Genomic DNA, 19,074 nt, shown 5'->3' on the forward strand with positions numbered 1-19,074 from the left:
TCGAAATGCGAGAAGTCGAACCGGAGCCGGTCGGGCGCGACGAGCGAGCCCTTTTGCTGGACGTGCGTGCCCAACACCTCGCGCAACGCCGCGTGCAGCAGGTGCGTCGCCGAGTGGTGCCGCTGCGTCCGCTGCCGGGTCTCGGCGTCGACTCGGGCCGTGACCGTCCTCGAGGACGGAAGCCGATCGACGACGTGGACGATGGCGCCGTCGCTTCCCTTGACAGTGTCGAGAACCTGAATCGTCTCGCCCTCGGCCTCGAGGACGCCCGTATCGCCCACCTGCCCGCCGGACTCGGCGTAGAACGGGGTCCGGTTCAAGACGAGCTCATGGCGTGGCTCGTCGCCCTCGAGGGTCCGCGTGCGGATCACGGTCGCGTCGTCGACCTCGAGGGCGTCGTAGCCGACGAACTCGATGGACTCGGGCGTGTCGGCGGTGGCGTCCCAGAGGTCGGTGTCCTCGTCCTCGAGGGCGAACCCGGACGCGGCGCGCGCGCGGTCGCGCTGCTCGGTCATCAGTTCCTCGAACCGGCCGTGGTCGACGGTCAGGCCGCGCTCGCGCGCCATGACGTCGGTCAGGTCGGACGGGAAGCCGTAGGTGTCGTGGAGGAGAAAAGCGACTTCGCCGGGGACACTTCCACGCTCTAACATTCGCTGCATATCGCTATGAGCCGTTCCAATCTCTCCATAGGCATTCTCCACGACTGTCCTGAGCGAGCGCCCTTCCATTAGCTCGTCAAACAGACTGTAGCCCGCTGCATCAGCCTGCGCTTCGGAGCCCGACATAGCAGCTTGCAACTCGCCAGCTGCGCCGGCTACAGCGTTGAAAAGGTCTATACCGCTCTCCAGTGTTCGAAAAAACGACTCCTCCTCGCCAGTCAGGATACGGGCGGCCGTGTCTTGGCTCTCGATCAGTTCGGGGAACGCGTCGCCCATCTCGCTCGACAGCGCCGGGAGCAACGACGCTAGGAACGGCTCGCGCAGGCCGAGCGCCTGGTAGCCGTAGCGGACTGCTCGGCGGAGGATCCGGCGGAGCACGTAGCCCCGGCCCGTGTTGCCCGGCAACGCGCCGTCCGCGATCGCGATCGCTAGCGTCCGAACGTGGTCGGCCACGACGCGCATCGCGACGCGCTTGCGCTTGTCGTCCGGGTCCGACTCATCGAGGGCGTCGTAGCCGGGGAGGCCGGCGCGCTCTGAGAGCGCGGCCAGGATCGGCGTGAACAGGTCGGTGTCGTAGTTCGAGGTTTTCCCTTGGAGCACGGCGCAGATCCGCTCGAACCCCATCCCCGTGTCGATGTGCTTGTCGGCCAACGCCTCGAGGACGGTCGTCTCACCCTCTTTCGAGGCGTTGTAGCCGATGAAGACCAGGTTCCAGATCTCCATCACGCGCGGGTCGTCCTTGTTGACCAGGTCCTGACCCGGCACGATGGCCCGCTCGTGATCGTCCCGCAGGTCGACGTGGATCTCGGAGCACGGACCGCACGGACCCGTCTCCCCCATCATCCAGAAGTTGTCCTTTGAGGACTGGTACAGGATGTGCGCCGCCGGCACCGTCGTCTCCGACTCCCACAGGTCGGCCGCCTCCTTGTCCGGCCCGAGACCCAGCGCCTCGTCGCCTTCGTGGACGGTCACGTACAATCGCTCCGGCTCGAGTCCCCACTGGTCCACCAGCAGCTCCCAAGCCCACGCGATCGCCTCCTTTTTGAAGTAGTCCCCGAAGCTCCAGTTGCCGAGCATCTCGAAGAACGTGTGGTGGTACGTGTCGATGCCCACCTCGTCGAGGTCGTTGTGCTTGCCGCTCACGCGCAGGCACTTCTGGGTGTCCGCCGCCCGGACGTACGGCCGCGTGCCCGTCCCCAGAAACACGTCCTTAAACGGGTTCATGCCCGCGTTGATAAACAGCAGCGTCGGGTCGCCCTGCGGGACGATGGGCGCGCTGGGGACGATCTCGTGGTCCTTTTCTCGGAAAAAGTCGAGGAAGGCGGCCCGGATCTCCTGGGCACTCTGGGGACGGCTCGGCATGTCTGCAATCGGGGGCGGGGGGCCAAGCTACCCCGACCCCACTCGTGCTCTGTCGAGGACGGGCGGATTCGCCGCCTGCGTCCCCGAGAGCGATTCGGGCTCGCCCCGGCGGCGCACGCCGACCTCGAGGACGTACCCTCAGCTACGCCTCCTGTACGACGATGCCCCAACAGCCCGCTGACACCCTTTTTCAAGGCACGGTCCCCGTCGACACGGCCCTGACGTTGGAGGACATCGTCGACGACACGGCTCCAGACACGACGACCATCGCCGATGACCTTGCGACCTCGACGACGGAGGCGATGGACACGGTCCAGGGGTTCATCGACGGGTTCTACGCGGCCTTGCCACGCGTCGCGGTCGGGGTCGTGGTCTTCCTGTTCATCTGGGTGATCGCGAAGGTCGTCCGCAACATCGTCCACCGCGTCACGCCGGGGCCGACGGACTCGAGCATCGGGATCGTGCTGGGCCGGCTCACCTACGCGGCCCTCCTGGTGCTGGGCATCCTGATCGCGCTCGTGGTCGTCTTCCCGACGTTCACGATCGGGAGCTTGCTCGGCGCCCTCGGGCTGGGCGGTGTCGCGCTCGGTTTCGCGTTCCAAGACATCTTCCAAAACCTGCTCGCAGGTATCCTCATCCTGCTCCGCGAGCCGTTCCGCACCGGTGACGAGATCACGTCGGGCGAGTACACCGGGACCGTCGAGTCGATCGAGACCCGAGCGACGTTCATTCGCACCTACGACGGGCGCCGCGTCATCATCCCGAACAGCCAGATCTACTCGGATCCCGTTCAGGTTATCACGGCCTACCAGATGGTCCGCAGTCAGTACGACATCGGAATTGGCTACGGCGACGACATCGAGCAGGCCAAGCGGATCGCTCTCGAGACGTTGCAGTCGATCGACGGCATCAAGAGCGAGCCCGCCCCCGACGTCATCACCTGGGACCTGGCGGGGTCGAGCGTCAACCTGCGGGTCCGCTGGTGGTCCAACCCCACGCGGAGCAACGTCGTCGCCCTGCGAGACAAGGTGCTCCGCCAGGTCAGCCGGGCTCTTCTCGCACAAGGGATCGACCTGCCTTTCCCGACGCAGCAGATCTTGTTCCACGACCAGACCGAGGCCACCGACGGCGACCGCACCCAGCAGCGCGAGGGCTGGCCCGTCCCCGCCGACGGCCAGGCGCCACCGCCGGCCCGCATCGCGATGACCATCCGCGCGTCCGGTTCCGCCCTCGAGGACGATCCGCCGTCGACGCCACGAGCGAGCGAGCTCGATGACGGCCCGCCGCCCGCTGACGCGTAGACCTCGAGGGCGGCCATCGACTACGAAAACGTCCGCCCCAGACCGAGACCTGGAGCGGGCGTCCTAGCTAGATGAGCCGAACGGGCTACATCATCGTCAGTTGGCCACGCTCGTTGACGACGAGAACGTACTGGCGGTCTTCAGCGTCGGTGACCATATCATCTTCCAGGGTCGTCGTCCCGCGCATGCCGCGTGTGAACGCCATCACCTCAGCGTCGAGCATCAGCGAGTCGCCGACGTCGATGTTGAACCGGCCATCGGCGCCCGTTCCAGGTCCGCTCTCGCTCTCACCTAGGTCCTCGAGGACGACGAGCACGCGGTCAGCACCGGACCCGATGTAGAACGTGCTGTCCCCGGCCAACTCCGTTACGGAGACGCCCTCGAGGACGACGGAGGAGCCGACCATCGTTGACAAGTCGCCGAGCTGGGACACGTCGGTCATCGGTCCGTCGTCGGCACCATCGAGGACGGTCAGGCTCGTCGCCCGGACGTACTCGTCGTCGACCAACGCCACCTGGTCGGGGGTCAAGCCCCACTCGCTGACGTCGATGTCCCCGACCGGGAGGATCTCGCCGTCGATGCTGATGCGCTGGCCCTCGGTCACGTCGTACCGGCCTTCAACGGCATCACCCGGTGTAGGCTCTTCCTCGAGGTAGACGAGCGTTTCGTCGTCGCCGTCGGCCGTCGGAGCGACGAAGAACGTGTTGTCGCCGACGACCCGGGTCACGTAGACGTCCGAGAGGTCGAGGCCGGCCGCCGCGACCGGCTCGTCAACGACCTCGACGGGGTCCTCGACAACCTCGTCGTCGTCGCCGAGCGCGCTAGCGATGAGCCAGCCGATCAGGCCGAGCAGCAATAGACCGAGTAGCCAAAGCCACCACGGGGGACTGGAGGCGGTGCGTTCGACAGGGATGTTTGCCATGGGATTAGGTGTGTTGATGGGGTGAACAAGACGGCCCGATCCGCCGAGACGGACCGGGCCTGGGAGAAACGGAGGCGCGGTCTAGACCGCCGCCTTCGCCTTGTTGTAGCCGTGCCGGACGGCGTCCTTGAAGTCGTCCCAAACGCTGTCGTCTCCGTCGTTGTAACGCGTGCTGTAGTCCGACCGGAGGTCGTTCTCTACGGCAGCGTAGTCGCGGTCGGAGTAGGTCTGTCCAGCGGCGTAGCCGTACTTGTAGGCCGGCTCGTAGTCGCTGAAGTCGCGGCCCGTCGATGCGTACGCGGTCGTGTAGTGCTCGCGGAACGCGGGCGTCGCGGCCGTAAGGACCTCGCCCTCGATCTGCTCGACCTCGACGCGGGTGCTCCGCACCTCGCCGCCAACGACCTCCTCGCGCACGTTGACGTCCTTGCCCACGGCGACCTCGCCCGTCACGACGGCCGTCTTCTCGACGACGGCCTCCTGGCCGGTCTCGACGACTTCGACGGTCTTGGCCTCGAAGGCGGCGTCAGCCTGCTCCGGCGTCAACTCACGGTTGATCGCCGTGCGGTCGACGACGGCCTCCTCCTCGCGGAGGCGGAGAGTCTCCTCCTCAACGTCAGTCTCGACGTACTGGTTTACGCGGACGCCACCACGGACGACGTCGCGCTTGCCGATCTTGAGGTGCTCCTCGATCTCCTGGAGACGCTGCTTGGACTTGTCCGCGTAGCGGTTCCGGTTTTCGACGACTTGGTCAGCGGTGTAGGTGCGGGCCTCGTCGTAGTCAGCGAGGTAGTCAGCTCCGCGGTCTTCGAAGCGGACCGGGTTGTGGCCGGCCATCACGTCGACGGCGCGCTCGACGTCTCCGTCGTGGACGCGTGCGATCACGATGGACCCGCCGCGGCGGACGCCCTCAGAGTAGAAACGGGCCTCGTCGTCGGCGACGCCGTACTTGCCGAGAGCGGCAGGCGTGGTGTCGTTGGTGACGTCGATGTCGTAGTCGGTCGCGTCGCCGTTCTCGGGAGACGCAAAGCGAAGGTGGTCCTGTCCGAATCCGGCGGACTCGAGGTCGGTGAGAACAGTGTGGGCGGTGGCGCGGTCGTCATAAAGACCGACAATTGTCTTAGCCATGGGTATGGAGGGGATTGGGGAGAAAGGAGAGTCGACAGAGTGCGGGTTACCCGGCACTCAGGCCAGCGTCGGACGGCGGGAGCCGCTCGACCTCGACGCGCTGGCGGCGAAGGGTGACGCTAGCAGGCCCGGGGACCTCCTCGCGTCGGGTAGAAAGGTGGAGCTCCTCGCGGAGCATGAGTTGCTTGTGGACGACGAGCACCTCCTCGTAAACGGGGACGATGGTCACACCGTCCTCGACGCGAACGTCCTCAACGGCATCGACAACACGGTTGATCGGCACGCGGTCGACCTCCACGGTCTCACGCCATCCGGCCGCGTCCACTGGATGGTCGCGCGAGTCCGTGATCGCCCGTGCGACGACGCGACCACGCTCGACCGTTCGGGTCGAGACGTCGAGCGTCTCCTCGACCTCGCGGAGCACCTGGGTGGCGCCGGCGTTGAGGTCGCTGAACGAGACGGCGGCTTTGAAGCCGCCCTCGGGGTCGCGCGAGACCATATCGACGGGCAAGTCGAGCACGCTCCCATGAGGAAGACGCACACGGACTCGCTCGTCGGACTCGGACTCGACGACGCCGGGCCGTCCAGCTTGATCGTGGATGACCCGGACGTCGCTCATCGGGTCAGGTGCTGAGCGCGCGTGTATCCGTACCGGACAGCCGCGCTGTCCGTGTCGTAGTCGCGGTCAGCGTACGTCGAGGTGTACCCGGACTTGAGGTCGTCCTGGGCGTCGAAGTAGCTGCGGTTCCGGTTCTCGTCAGCGTGTGCGGACTCGAATCCATACCGGTAGGCCGGCTCGTAATCCTCGTAGGCGGCCGACGTGTACGCCGTGCCCGCGTGGGCTTGGAACGCCTCGACATGATCGTCGAACGCCCCATCTACAACGGTCTCACGGCGCAGGACGCGGCCACTGTCACCGTACACGCGGACTTCTCCGTCGACGTCGCCGGTATCGACAGAGGTCAGGTATACGACGCCGTCGCCAATGGAGATGTCAGCGGCTGGGTATTCCGTGCCGTCCTCGAGGACGACCGCGTCGACGCGCTCTTCCTCGGTGTTGACGATCATGGCGTCGACGACGCCGACGGAGGTACCGTCCTTGTCGACGGCGCGGTAACCGCGGACGTCTTGGTCATCGGGGAATTCGAGCTGCCAGTCGCCTGAGTCTGAAAGTGCTATGCGGGACATGTATGGGAGGGATTAAAGATGAGAAGAGAGGGGAGATGGGGTTACTCGCCGACTTCGACCGGTGCGGCCATGTCGTCCTCGAGGATGTTGACGGAACCACCGTCGACACGGATGATGTCCGTCTCGGTCGTCATCGCGTTCAGGTCGTCGTCGGGGATACCCATGCCGGCGAGGTCGGAGTCGCCCATCGGCTCCATCCGTCCGCCCGTCAGGGACACGCGCTGGCCAGGGTTGATGTCGACCTGGCCTTCGATTCCCGGAACATCGGGAGACGCCGACTGATCGAGGACGACGAGCGTCTCCATGTCGGCCTGGGCCTCGCTGGGGGCGACGAAGAACGTCCGGTCGCCGGTGACACGCGTGACGTACAGGTCGGACATGTCCAGCGCCGCGACGGGCACGGGGTCCGTCACGCCGGCGTCGACGATGCCTACTTCTTCGACGTCGTCCACGACGGCCACGTCGTCGTCGTCGGAGCCGACGAAGAACCACAACAAGAGGCCGAGCAAGAGGAGCCCGAGAAGGCCGAGAAGCCACATCGGGAAGCCGGAGTCGGTACGCTCAACAGGAATATTTGCCATCGGAAACAGAGGGGTGAGTGAGAAAGGACCTGCGAGAGGATCGCGGGCCTTCATGCTACAGACCCACCCCACACATGGTCCCATAACCCATGACAGTAGGCAAACCCCTAGACAGTAACTGGGGGATCTCCCCATGCACTGGATCGGCGTTAGCATAGGCTACTCATCCAGCTCGCTGCCGTGACTCGCGTCCTCCAAATCCTCGGCACCCTCGCCCTCGCCGCCATCCTCTGGGGGACGGTCGTCGAGCCCCGGTTCCTGCTCGACGAACACGCCTTCGAAGCGGAGCTCCCGGCCCTCCCGCAGGGTTGGGATGGAAAGACGGTCGCCCTCCTCAGCGACTTCCAGATCGGGATGTGGGGGGGCAACACGGGGATGATCGAGAAGGCCGTCCAGAGGGCCATCGAGGACTCGGTCTCGTTGGTCCTCATCGCGGGCGACTTCCTCTACAAACCGAACTCCGAACGCGTGGTCCAGGCGGTCGACGTCGTCCGCCCTCTCGGGGAGGCGGGCATCCCCGTCGTCGCGGTCTACGGCAACCACGACTACTCCCTGATGAAGCAGTCGAGCGAGCTCGTGACGACGTACGCCGACCAGCTCCGCGCTGGCCTCGAGGACGTGGGCGTGACCGTGCTCGAGAATGACGCGACGCCGATCGTCCTCGAGGGCGATACCCTGTGGGTAGCCGGGGTCGGGTCGAACTGGGCCGGCCGGTCCGACGTGGACGCCGCCCTCGAGGCCGTGCCCACCGGCGCGCCGCGGTTGTGGCTGATGCACAACTCGGAGGCGTTCCGTGACATCCCGAGCGAAGAGGCCCACCTGGCGTTCGCCGGCCACACACATGGCGGGCAGGTCCGGGTGATCCCCGGCGACCACAGCTCGTGGCTCGACATCATCCAGGAGGGTGAGGTCGCGGAGGACGGCTGGGCTGCGGACTCGATCGGCGCTCCGCCGAACCGGATCTACATCAACCGAGGCATCGGGTTTTCGACGGTCCCGATCCGAATCAACTGCCGGCCCGAGCTGACCAAGATCCGGCTCCGCCAGCCGACGGGCGAGGTCCCGAGTCGAGGACGAGGAGAGGTCGACATCTTGGACACCTAGTCGCGAGTCGTCCTCGAGGCCGGTCAGCTGCACGCGACGGGCGCCGACCTCGAGGGCGGAGACCGAGCTAGGGCGTCCCGGTCGCAGCGGGCAGCACGTATTCGACAGTGGCCCCAGGACCAAGCGGGATGTCGAACGCGACCCACAGACCGACCAAGGCCAGCCCGACGATCATCAGTCCGAACGAGTACGGGAGCATGAGGGCCGCCAAGCTCCCCAGCCCGAACTCCTTCTGCCAGCGCTGGCAGAAGATGAGGATGAGCGGGAAGTACACCATCAAGGGCGTGATGATGTTGGTCGCACCGTCGCCGACGCGGTACGCGGCCGTCGTCATCTCGGGGCTGATCCCGACCAGCATGAGCATCGGGACCAAGACCGGCGCCAGGAGCGCCCACTTCGCACTCGCCGAGCCGACGAACAGGTTGATGAGGCCCGTAAACAAAACGATCAGCATCAGCAGGATCGGCGTCGGGAGCGCCATCTGCTCAAGCCCGTTCGCGCCATGGACCGCTACGATCAGGCCGAGGTTCGACCAGTTGAACATGGCGACGAAGTGGGCGGCAGCGAAGGCGAGGACGAGGTAGTACGCCAGGTCCTCCATCGACCCCGCCATCATCTTGACGATGTCGCGATGGTCCTTCACGACGCCGACGGCCTTGCCGTACGCCCAGCCTGCTGCTAGAAACAGGATGAAGAAGGCGGCCACGAGCGACCGATAGAACGGCGACAACCGCGCCTCCGGCGTCGCGGCCTCATCGATCAGTGGCGTCCCAGGCCCGAGCGTAAAGAACGTCCACAGCGCGATCACGGCCAGGCTCGCGAGTCCCGCCCAGCGGAGCCCCTTCTTTTCATCGGCCGTGATCTCGTCGTTGGAGTCGGGCTCGTCAGCCCGGTCGCCCTCGAGGACGAACCCGCCCAGGCGGGGCTCGATGATCTTGTCCGTGACGTACCAGATGACCGGGATGGCGACGAAGACCATCGACGCAATGAAGTACCAGTTGCCGGCGATGTTGGCCTGCCACGTCGGGAGAATCGTCTCGACGGCCTCCTGGGTGATCCCGAACAGCAACGCGTCGAGCTGGCCGGGCAGCAGGTTCGCGGAGAAGCCGCCCGAGACGCCCGCGAACGACGCCGCGATACCTGCGATCGGGTGACGACCAGCGGCGTGGTAGATCACGGCTGCGAGCGGGATCAGGACGACGTAGGCGGCATCGGCCGCCAGGTTGCCCATCATGGCGACGAGCGCGACGACCGGCGTCAGCAAGAACGTCGGCGCGTTGCGGACGGCCGCGCGCATGGCCGTCCCGAACAGCCCCGTCCGCTCGGCGACGCCCGCGCCCAGCATCACGACCAGCACGTACCCAAGCGGGTGGAAGTGCGTGAACGTCGTCGGCATCTCGACCCACAGGCGCTGGATGTTGGCCGCCGACAGCAGGCTCTCAGCCGCGATCAGAAGTGGTGCTCCGTCCTCCCCCACCGCCGTCGGGTGCAGCGCCGACCAGTCGAAGCCGGCCGCCAACAACGAGATCCCTACGAGACCTCCGATCAGGTAGAGGAACAGGAAGACCGGGTCCGGCAGCCGGTTGCCGACCCGCTCGATCCAGCCGAGGATTCCTTTGCTGGGGACGGCGGCGGTTGCGGGTGGTGTGCTCATCGAGGGCGGAAGCAGTCGAGAAGAGACGAGGGTACCACAGCCGAGTGACTCCGCGCACGGGTCACATCGTCCTCCAGGGCGGAGCGGCGCATCATCTCAACGGATGACCTCGAGGACGCGCGTCAGAGAGTGCGCCGATGCTACGCCTCTGCAACGAGTCAGACGTCTCCGCCTAAGGGACGACTCCGTACCCTCAGGACTCGGACCGATAAACCGCGCCATCGAGCGTTCGACCTCGAGGCGGAGCATATCGCTCGAGGTTTACGATGTAGTCGAAGCCACTGTCCCCCGCGCCCTCCGGGACACCGACGTTCGACTTCTATTCGACCCCCCTTCCCGGACTCGTTTACGGACACCCCTCACAACAGCTCCGTGGCCATCGGTGTCGGACCGTTCGACCTCGATGCTGGAGTGTCACAAACGGTCGGCTTCGCTTATGTCGCAGGCGCTGACGAGGCAGACTTTCTGGCGAGTGCGGCTGCCGTCTCTGGATTTGTCGTCGCAGACGAGACGGGACCCGAATCTGTAACGGAGCACCTCTCCACACCTGCTCCTAACCCTGCGGCGAACACGGCTAGCGTTACGCTGACCTTGGACGCCATCGAGAGCGTCAGGGTAACCGTCTTGGACATACTCGGACGCGTGGTCGCCGTCCTTCACGACGGACCAGCTGCTGCCGGCGTGGTCGCACTCGAGGTCGATGTGCAGGGTCTGACGCCAGGAACCTATGTGATTCGAGCCGAGGGCGAGACCTTCGGCGAGACCCAGACCTTTACAGTAGCGCGGTAGGGTTTTGGACGGATACGAGCCGGGGCCGCTTCCTTTCCAAAGGAATGGCCCCGGCCTTTTCTGTCTACCCGTGCTTGTCCAAAGAAGCAACGCGTCAGCGCGAGGTCCCAGCGCCCGCCGCGAGTCGTCCTCGAGGACGGACCTAGCGCTTCAAGTTCTCGAACACCGCCGAGGCACCCATCCCGCCCCCGATGCACATCGTGACGATGCCGTAGCGCAACGAGCGCCGCTCCATCTCGTGCAACAGCGTCGCTGTCAGTTTGGCGCCGGTGCACCCGAGCGGGTGACCGAGGGCGATGGCCCCACCGTTGACGTTGACCTTGTCCGGATCGAGCCCCAACTCGCGGACGATGGCGAGCGACTGCGACGCGAACGCCTCGTTGAGCTCGATCAGGTCGATGTCCTTGACCTCCATCCCGACCTGCTTCAGCACCTTCGGGATCGACTTCATCGGCCCGATGCCCATGATCTCCGGCGCCACGCCGGCGACGGCGAAGCCCAACAGCTTGGCGCGAGGCTCGGCCTCGAGGTCGTCCACGAGCCGCTTGGACAGGATGACGGACGCGGCGGCGCCGTCGTTCATCTGGGACGAGTTTCCGGCCGTCACGCTGCCGCCCTGCTTGAACGCCGGTCGCAGCCGGGCCAACGCCTCGAGCGACGTGTCCGGCCGAGGGCCCTCGTCGGTCGTGTGCTCGAACGTCCTCGAGGACGTGCTCCTCTCGTCGGCGTCGTAGACCACCTCGTCGACGGGCACGGCGACCGTCTCGGCCTCAAAGCGGCCCGACGAGATCGCGTCGGCCGCGCGCTGGTGGGACTGGAGCGCGAACGCGTCTTGGTCCTCGCGACTGATGTCGAACTGGGTCGCGACGTTTTCGGCCGTGATGCCCATCGAGGCGTAAAAGTCGGGGTCCTCGACGGCCAGGCTCGGATCGGGCGCGAAGTAGAACCCGCCCATCGGGACGCTCGACATCGACTCGACGCCGCCGGCGACGACGCAGTCGGCCTGGCCCATCGCGACCGAGTTGTAGGCCTGGGCAATGGTCTGGATGCCCGACGAGCAGAACCGGTTGACGGTCACGCCCGGCACGGAGTCGGGCAGCCGTGCCTTCTGGGCGATGGCGCGAGCCATGTTCATGCCCTGCGGTCCCTCGGGGAACGCGCAGCCCAGGACCAAGTCGTCGATCATGTCGCCTTCGAGGCCGGCGACGCGCTCGATGGCGCCGTTGACGGCGATCGCGCCCAAGTGCTCGGGACGGACATTACGCAAGGCACCCTTATTGGCTTTCCCGACCGGCGTCCGGACGGTGGAGACGAGGTAGGCTTCGTTGATTTGCATGTGTTTGGGGGTTAGGGATTGGGGATCAGGGGTTGGGGAAGCGACCTCGAGGCCGAATACAGACCTCGAGGTCGGGACGGGCTTGGTGCTGGCTTTCCCCAACACCCAAAACCCATTCCCCGAAACCCAGCCCTAGTTGCGCAGTGGCTTGTTGGTGGTCAGGATGCTCTGGATGCGGGCCATCGTCTTCTCCTCGCCCAGGAGCGACAGGAAGACCTCGCGCTCGAGCTCGAGCAGGTAGTCCTCGTGGACCTCGGCCGGACCGGTCAGGTCACCGCCGGTCATGATCCAGGCCAGGCGGGATCCGAGGTAGTGATCGTACTCCGAGGCGTAGCCGCCTTCCTCGAACTGATGGAGCGCGATCTCGAACTGGGCCCGACCGGGCGCACCCAGAACGGGGATCTTCGAGCGGACCGGTGGTGGCAGGTAGCCCTGCTCGCTGAGTGACAGCACCTTCTGCTTGGCGACGTGGAATCGGCGGGCGTCGTTCATCACGATCGTCGCGCGGTCGTCGACCAAGTTCATGTTGCGCGCCTGGAACGCCGAGGTCGCCACCTTGGCCGTCGCGATCTGCTCGAAGTGCTGGCGCAGGAACGGCTGCACCTCGCTCGGACGGTCACTGTTGGCTGCGAGCTCGGCCGCGCGCGCGGTCAGCATCGTGGTGCCGCAGCCAGCGGGGATCAGCCCGACGCCCAGCTCGACCAAGCCGATGTACGTCTCGGCCGCGAGCACCGGGTTCGGGCACGCCATTGTCATCTCGCAGCCGCCGCCCAGCACGCGCTGATGCGTCGCCACGACGACCGGCTTGGTCGCGTAGCGGATCTTGAGGACGGCTTGCTGGAACTTGGCGATGAACGGCTCGAGGTCGGAGACCTCGCCCATCATCAAGGCCATCGCGACCTCGCCCAGGTTGGCGCCGACGGAGAAGTTGCCGCCCTGGTTGCCGATGATCACACCGCGCAGGTCGCGGTCGTCCTCGACCTTGCTGATCGCGTCGAGGACGCCGGTGATCACCTCCTGGCCCAGGCTGTTCGACTTGGACCGGAACTCGAACAGCGCGACGCCATCGCCGACGTCCAAGAGCGCGGCCTCGTCGTTCTGCCAGATCGTGTTGTTCTCGTCCTCCTTGAGATAGGTCAGCCCCCATTCGTCGGCCGGACGCGGGTCGGACTCGTACTGCTTCGAGGTTGGCGTCCAGATTTCCGGTACGCCGGACTCGGTATCGCGGTAGAAGCCCGTCTCCGGTACCTCCGAGACCCAGTCCGGGACCTCGATGCTGGCGTCCTCGAGGGCGGACCGGACGGCGTCGATGCCGAGCGCGTCCCACATCTCGTACGGGCCCATCTCCCACCCGAAGCCCCACTGCAGGGCGCGGTCCAGGTTGGCCGGAGAATCGGAGATCTCGGGCGTGCGGCGGACCGTGTAGCCGATCAGGTCGAGGGTCGTCTCGCGGAAGAACTGGCCGGGGCGGCCGTCATCAGCCCACAGGTTGCGCAGCGTGTCCGCCAGCGTCTTGCCCCGGAACGACTTGGCGTCGAACCCGACCTCCTTCGGATCGACGTACTCGCCGGACTGAGGGTCGAACGACTTGATCGTCTTGCCCTCTTTCTTGTAGAACCCGGCCTTCGACTTGGCGCCGAGCTGCTTCAGATCGACCAAGCGCTGCAACACGTTGGGGACCTGGAAGCGGTCGCGGCTCTCGTCGTCCGGGATCGCGTCGTACAGGTTGGCCGTGACGTGACGCAGCGTGTCGAGACCGACGACGTCGGCCGTTCGGAACGTGGCCGACTTCGCGTGGCCGATCAGCGTGCCCGTCAACGCGTCGATCTCCTCGATCGAGAAGTCGCCCTTTTCAAACTGCTCGACGGCACCCAACATGGCATACGTCCCGATCCGGTTGCCGATAAAGTTCGGCGTGTCCTTCGCCATCACGATCCCCTTGCCCAAGTGGACACGGGCGAACTCGGTCACGCGGTCGACGATCGCGGAGTCCGTATCCGGCGTCGGGATGACCTCGAAGAGCTTGAGGTAGCGCGGCGGGTTGAAAAAGTGCGTCCCCAGGAAGCGCGACCTAAAGCCGCCGGAGAGGTGCGCCGACATCTCGGCGATCGGAAGCCCCGACGTGTTCGACGAGATCACGGCCGTGTCGCTGGCCGCGTCCTCGATACGCTTGAGGACGTCCTTCTTGATGTCCATCCGCTCGACCACGACCTCGATGACCCAGTCGGCCTCACCGATCCGGTCGAAGTCGTCGTCGAAGTTGCCGAGTGTGACCCGCTCCATCGCGGCCGGCTCCATGAACGGCTCCGGCTTCATCTTGGTCGCCGCCTTGAAGGCGCTCTCGACGATGCTGTCCTTAGCGCCCTCACGGCCGATGGATTCCGGCGTCACGTCGAGCAGCACGACCTCGAGGCCGGCGTTCGCCAAGTGCGCCGCGATCTGGCTGCCCATCACACCCGCGCCGACGACGGCGGCGGTGCGGAACGGCTTGTACGCCCACGAGGGCGTCTCCCTCGAGGGCGAGTCGGTTTTTAGGGTCTGGGTTTCCATTTTTGGGGTTCAGGGTTCGTGGTTCAGGGTTCGCGAGATGGCGGCCTCGAGGACGGACAGACGTTCAACGCCGCACCTCGATGTCGAGACGGAAAGTCAGAGTCGGAGCCCGACCTCGAGGTTCGCGCGACGAACCCCGAACCCTGGACCCCGAGCCGTCTTAGACAAACGCGCCCAGGCCGGTCACGTCGCGGCCGACGATCAGCGAGTTGATCTCGTTGGTGCCCTCGTAGGAGTAGATGGCTTCGGTGTCGCAGAAGTAGCGGGCGACGTGGTTCTCCAAGAGGATGCCGTTGCCGCCGTGGAGGTCGCGGGCGAGCGCGACCGTGTCGCGGCACCGAGCGGCCGTGTACACCTTGGCGAGCGACGCCTGCGCGTCGGTCATCTCGCCCGCGTCTTGGAGCTGGCTCAGGCGGAGGCACATGGTCTGCATGGCCGTCACGCTACCCAGCATGTGGACGAGCTTGTCTTGGATCAGCTGAAACCGAGCGATCGGGCCGCCGAATTGCATCCGGGTCGTCGCGTACTGCTGGCTCCGCTCGTAGGCCCCCATCGCGCAACCGACGCCCTGCCACGCGACGCCGGCACGCGTCAGCTTGAGCACCTCGGCGACGTCCTTGAAGCTGTGAGCTTCCTGAAGGCGATCCGACTCTGGAACGCGGCAGTTCTCCAACGTGATGAGCCCGTTCTCGACGGCGCGGAGCGCCACCTTGCCGCGGATTTTCTCGACCGAGTAGCCGTCGTTTTCCTGCGGGTCGCGGACGACGAACCCCTTGACCTGGTCGTCGGCCTCGTCTTTGGCCCAGATCACGACGAGATCCGCAAACGTCGAGTTGCCGATCCACTTTTTCTGACCGTTCAGGATCCACGTATCGCCCTCCCGGCGCGCCGTCGTCTGGACACCGCGGGAGATGGCGGAGCCGACGTGGGGCTCGGTCAATCCAAACGCGCCGATCTTGTCCCACGACCTCATTTGGGGCAGCCACTCCGCCTTCTGCTCCTCGCTTCCGCAGACGAGAAGCGACTGCATCGCCAACCCCGAGTGGACGCCGAAGAACGTCGCCGTCGACACGTCGACGCGGGCGATCTCCATGGTCAAGAGCCCCTCCATCACCGAGCCGTTCGGCTCGCGCGTTTCGAGGTCTTCGCCATAGATCGGCGTGAGCAAGTCGAGCTTGCGGAAGCCCGGGACCAATACCTCGAGGGGCGTCCGGTCGCCGAGCCACGCGTCGTTGATGACGGGTTGGACCTCGTCTTCCATAAACGTGCGGAGCTCCGCCATCTTTTGGCGCTGCTCCTCGGTGATCATCCCGTCGATGTCGTAGAAGTCGCCGTTGGGAGCGGGCGGAGTGTACTCGCGCTTTTTCCGGGGCCGAGCGGCGCGCTCGAGAGTGTCGTAGGACGTGGCGACGGTCGCCTCGTCCATCCCGCTGTATGCCGCGACGAGCCGATCGAGGTCGACGCCCTTCGCTTGGAGCGCCGCGAGCGCGTCCGAGGTCGAGGGCGCGCCGTCGCCGCCAGCCGTCATCGAGGTCGTGTCAGGTGTGTCCATGGGATCAGAGTCTAGTACTCGGTTAACAGCGTTAAGCCCCCGGGGTTCTCCCCCGTTGTGTGACGCCGAGAACGCGCGCCCGTTCACCCTCGGCCTCGAGGCCGAGACGACGGGTCAGTCCTCGAGGGACGCGACCTCGAGGACGGGCTGTGGGGAGCTAGGCGACGACGGAGACGCCGTGGCTCGACTTCTCGACGCTGGCCTTGTACATCGCGTCGATCTGGTCGTCGTAGGTCTTGTTGACGGCGCCGCGCTTCACCTTCATGGTGGGCGTGAGCAGCTCGTTCTCGACCGTCATGGTCTCCGGGACCAAGCGGAACCGCTGGACCTGGCTCCAGTGGTCCATCCCCTGGTTCGCGTCGGCGACGAGCCGCTCGAACTCGGCGTGGACCTTCGCGTCCTTGAGCAACGCGTCTCCCGAGGCCGAGACGCCGTTGTTCTTGGCCCAAACCGGGAGGGACTCCATGTTTGGGAAGATGAGCGCGGTCGTGAACTTCTGGCTGTTGCCCACGACGACGGCCTGCTCGATCAGCGGGCTCTCCGTCAGCGCGTTCTCGATGGGCTGCGGGATGACGTACTTGCCCGTCGAGAGCTTGAACAGGGCCTTCTTTCGGTCCGTGATCTTGAGGAATCCAGCCGGGGTGAACTCGCCGATGTCGCCGGTGTGGAACCAACCGTCTCCGTCGATCACCTCGTCCGTTTTGTCCTGGGCCTTGTAGTAGCCCTGCATCGTGTTCGGGCCGCGAGACAGGATCTCGCCGTCTTCGGCGATCGCGACCTCGACGCCCGCGATCGGCGGCCCGACGGTGCCGGGCTGGTTGCTGCCGGGGATGTTGTTGGCGATCACGGGGCTCGTCTCCGTCAAGCCGTAGCCCTCATAGACCGGGATTCCAAAGCCGCTGAACGCACGAGCGAGGTCGGCGCGGAGCGCGGCGCCGCCGGACGTGACGGCCTTGATGCGCGTCAGGCCCAGCTTCTCGCGGAGCTTGGAGTAGACCAGCTTGTCGGCGATCCCGTGTGCGATCCCATCGAGGCCGGACGGCGGGCTCGCGACGTCGAACTCGACGGCGCGACCGAGCGCCCAGGAACCGATTTTCTTTTTCGCGCCCTCGGCCTCCTGGATGCCGAGCGAGACCTTGTCGAACACCTTCTCCAAGACGCGCGGGACGGTCGCGAAGAACGTCGGGCGGACCTTCGGTAGGTCCTCGACCAGGCGGTCGGGGTTCGAGTAGAACAGCGTGTGCCCGTAGCCGGCGTTCGCCAGGGTCAGCGTGCGGGCGTAGATGTGGGTCATCGGCAAGAAGTTGAGGACGGTCTCCTCCTGGTGGCCGAGCACGCCGAATCCTGAGATGGCCGTGATCGCGTTCGAGGTGATGTTCTCGTGCGAGAGCATCACGCCCTTCGGCTTGCCCGTCGTGCCAGACGTGTAGATCAGCGTCGCGAGATCGGAGGCATCGATCTGGTCACGCAGCTCGTCGGGCCGGTTCGGAGCGGCCTCGATGGCCGCGCGGCCCGAGGCCCGGAGCTCGTCGAGCGTCATCGTCGTTTGCGCTTCGGGCAGCGACACGCCCTCGAAGGAGCCCTCGGCCAGAATCACCAACGTGACGTCCGGGAGCTGGTCCGCCCACCCGGTGTAGTTCTCGAGCATCTCCCGGTTCGTGATCGCGATGGCCTTGGCCTCGGCGTGGGCCGCGACGTAGACCAGGTTCTCCGGGGCGTACGTCGTGTACAACGGAACGTTGACCATGCCACCGATGAGCGTCCCGAAGTCCATCATCTGGAAATACAGGTCGCTGTCCATGAAGAACGAGACGCGGTCCCCGCGTTCGATCCCGGCCTCGAGGAGCCCGACGGCGATCTCGTTGGCGGCCGTCTGAAAGTCGGCGTTCGAGGTCGAGCGCCACCCGTTGCCGTCGGGCATGTTGAACGCCTTTGGGTTGGGGTACTTCTCGACGGCGTCGTCGAGCATCTGCGCGAGCGTCTTGCCCAAGACGACCTCGCCCTTTGAGGTGGATGGTGCGGTGTGGATCTGGAGAGCCATGGGTGAGAGGTGCGATGGAGGACCGGACGTTCAAAAATCGCTGGAAGCGCTTCAAAGTTCCCCCCTTCGGCCCTCACGGATCCGAAATGGCGTGCCACCTGTGGGGCGCCCGTCGCCCTCGAGGACGCTCGCGTGCTCCACCCCGACCGACCGGAGATGCTGGCTAGGCCACGCCGACGCCGAGCCCGGCCATGGCCTGCCGAACACCGGCCTCGACCAGGTCGTCGCCTGCGAGGCGTACATCGACGCGCCGGGCGAGGTGGAGCGAGACCAACCCGTGCAGCGCCGTCCACAGGACCGAAGCGGCGACGTCGGGCGGGTTGGGGGACTCGACGGTTCCGGCGGCGCGTCCGTCCTCGAGGGCGCGCTCGAAGATCTCGACGTTGCGGCGGGCGCGGCGGTAGTCCTCGGCCGGATAGCGGGCCATGCGCTCCGGATGGAGCTGGAACATGACCTCGTAGTACTCCGGGTTGTCGAGGCCGAACCGGACGTAGGCGCGGGACAGCGCTCGGAGACGGGGCGGTGCGTCGTCGAGGTCGGCGCTCGCGTCCTCGAGGGCGACGGCCAGCTTGTCCATTCCCTCGGTGATCAAGGCGTGCGTGAGCGCGTCCTTGTTGTCGAAGTAGAGGTAGATGCTCGTCGCGGAGCACCCGACGGCGCGGGCGATCTTGCGCATCGACAGCGCGTCGTAGCCGTCGGTGACGAGCAGGTGACGGGCGTGGTCGAGGAGCGCGCGGCGCAGCGCGGGGCCGGTCGGCGTGGGCGCGGGGGAGACGGCGGTCGAGGGCGTCGGCATCGAGGACGAAGGTAGCGCCCTCGCGTCACGTCTAGGCTTTGTCTGGTGAGTCGGGACGGGGCCGAACGCGATCGCCGGAGTCGACTCGCAAGGAGCGCGAAGCAGCTATCGCGC

The 19,074-nt window shown here is 66.1% G+C and carries 15 protein-coding genes; 3 read left to right on the top strand and 12 right to left on the bottom strand.

The features are described from left to right. Positions 1-2,021: alanine--tRNA ligase (gene alaS, locus WBA11_RS02155; protein ID WP_424519085.1), on the bottom strand; the 2,021-nt coding region annotated here is incomplete at its 3' end. Between the two features lie 161 nt (positions 2,022-2,182). Between alaS and WBA11_RS02160 the strand changes: the two genes are divergently transcribed. After that, positions 2,183-3,322: a mechanosensitive ion channel family protein gene (locus WBA11_RS02160; protein ID WP_424519086.1), complete on the top strand. Its 1,140-nt coding sequence runs from the start codon at positions 2,183-2,185 to the stop codon at positions 3,320-3,322. A gap of 85 nt (positions 3,323-3,407) precedes the next feature. Here WBA11_RS02160 and WBA11_RS02165 read toward each other — a convergent pair whose 3' ends face one another. The 5 genes from WBA11_RS02165 to WBA11_RS02185 all read right to left on the bottom strand — a co-directional run bounded on the left by WBA11_RS02165 (position 3,408) and on the right by WBA11_RS02185 (position 7,096). Next, positions 3,408-4,244, bottom strand: a complete 837-nt coding sequence (locus WBA11_RS02165; RefSeq protein WP_424519087.1) for a hypothetical protein — start codon at positions 4,242-4,244, stop codon at positions 3,408-3,410. 81 nt (positions 4,245-4,325) lie between these two features. Then, positions 4,326-5,369, bottom strand: coding sequence for a YsnF/AvaK domain-containing protein (locus WBA11_RS02170; protein ID WP_424519088.1), 1,044 nt, complete (start codon positions 5,367-5,369; stop codon positions 4,326-4,328). Between the two features lie 46 nt (positions 5,370-5,415). Then, the gene (locus WBA11_RS02175) at positions 5,416-5,988 is read right to left on the bottom strand and encodes a YsnF/AvaK domain-containing protein (RefSeq protein ID WP_424519089.1); all 573 of its coding nucleotides are present in this window, start codon (positions 5,986-5,988) and stop codon (positions 5,416-5,418) included. After that, complete coding sequence (locus WBA11_RS02180; RefSeq protein ID WP_424519090.1) at positions 5,985-6,557, bottom strand: PRC-barrel domain-containing protein; 573 nt, start codon at positions 6,555-6,557, stop codon at positions 5,985-5,987. The genes WBA11_RS02175 and WBA11_RS02180 overlap by 4 nt, the downstream gene beginning before the upstream one ends. Positions 6,558-6,598: 41 nt before the next feature. Beyond that, positions 6,599-7,096, bottom strand: a complete 498-nt coding sequence (locus tag WBA11_RS02185; protein ID WP_424519091.1) for a hypothetical protein — start codon at positions 7,094-7,096, stop codon at positions 6,599-6,601. A gap of 222 nt (positions 7,097-7,318) precedes the next feature. Between WBA11_RS02185 and WBA11_RS02190 the strand changes: the two genes are divergently transcribed. Next, the gene (locus WBA11_RS02190) at positions 7,319-8,242 is read left to right on the top strand and encodes a metallophosphoesterase (RefSeq protein ID WP_424519092.1); all 924 of its coding nucleotides are present in this window, start codon (positions 7,319-7,321) and stop codon (positions 8,240-8,242) included. A gap of 67 nt (positions 8,243-8,309) precedes the next feature. On the opposite strand, the gene WBA11_RS02195 is transcribed toward WBA11_RS02190, so the two are convergent. Then, a complete protein-coding gene (locus tag WBA11_RS02195; protein ID WP_424519093.1) occupies positions 8,310-9,896 on the bottom strand; it encodes an AbgT family transporter in 1,587 nt (528 codons plus the stop codon). A 372-nt stretch (positions 9,897-10,268) separates the two neighbouring features. On the opposite strand from WBA11_RS02195, the gene WBA11_RS02200 reads away from it, so the two are divergent. Continuing rightward, positions 10,269-10,685 carry a T9SS type A sorting domain-containing protein gene (locus tag WBA11_RS02200; RefSeq protein ID WP_424519094.1) on the top strand — a complete coding sequence of 139 codons (417 nt, stop codon included), beginning with the start codon at positions 10,269-10,271 and terminating at the stop codon, positions 10,683-10,685. Between the two features lie 142 nt (positions 10,686-10,827). On the opposite strand, the gene WBA11_RS02205 is transcribed toward WBA11_RS02200, so the two are convergent. From WBA11_RS02205 to WBA11_RS02225, 5 genes are all read right to left on the bottom strand, one after another. After that, positions 10,828-12,021 carry a thiolase family protein gene (locus tag WBA11_RS02205; RefSeq protein ID WP_424519095.1) on the bottom strand — a complete coding sequence of 398 codons (1,194 nt, stop codon included), beginning with the start codon at positions 12,019-12,021 and terminating at the stop codon, positions 10,828-10,830. A gap of 132 nt (positions 12,022-12,153) precedes the next feature. After that, positions 12,154-14,571 carry a 3-hydroxyacyl-CoA dehydrogenase NAD-binding domain-containing protein gene (locus tag WBA11_RS02210; protein WP_424519096.1) on the bottom strand — a complete coding sequence of 806 codons (2,418 nt, stop codon included), beginning with the start codon at positions 14,569-14,571 and terminating at the stop codon, positions 12,154-12,156. 160 nt (positions 14,572-14,731) lie between these two features. Further along, complete coding sequence (locus WBA11_RS02215) at positions 14,732-16,123, bottom strand: acyl-CoA dehydrogenase family protein (protein WP_424519097.1); 1,392 nt, start codon at positions 16,121-16,123, stop codon at positions 14,732-14,734. 157 nt (positions 16,124-16,280) lie between these two features. Further along, positions 16,281-18,164: an AMP-dependent synthetase/ligase gene (locus WBA11_RS02220; RefSeq protein ID WP_424519098.1), complete on the bottom strand. Its 1,884-nt coding sequence runs from the start codon at positions 18,162-18,164 to the stop codon at positions 16,281-16,283. A 163-nt stretch (positions 18,165-18,327) separates the two neighbouring features. Further along, a complete protein-coding gene (locus tag WBA11_RS02225) occupies positions 18,328-18,960 on the bottom strand; it encodes a TetR/AcrR family transcriptional regulator (RefSeq protein ID WP_424519099.1) in 633 nt (210 codons plus the stop codon). Positions 18,961-19,074: the final 114 nt, after the last annotated feature.

It is taken from the genome of Rubrivirga sp., assembly GCF_049648075.1.
Lineage (GTDB): Bacteria > Bacteroidota > Rhodothermia > Rhodothermales > Rubricoccaceae > Rubrivirga.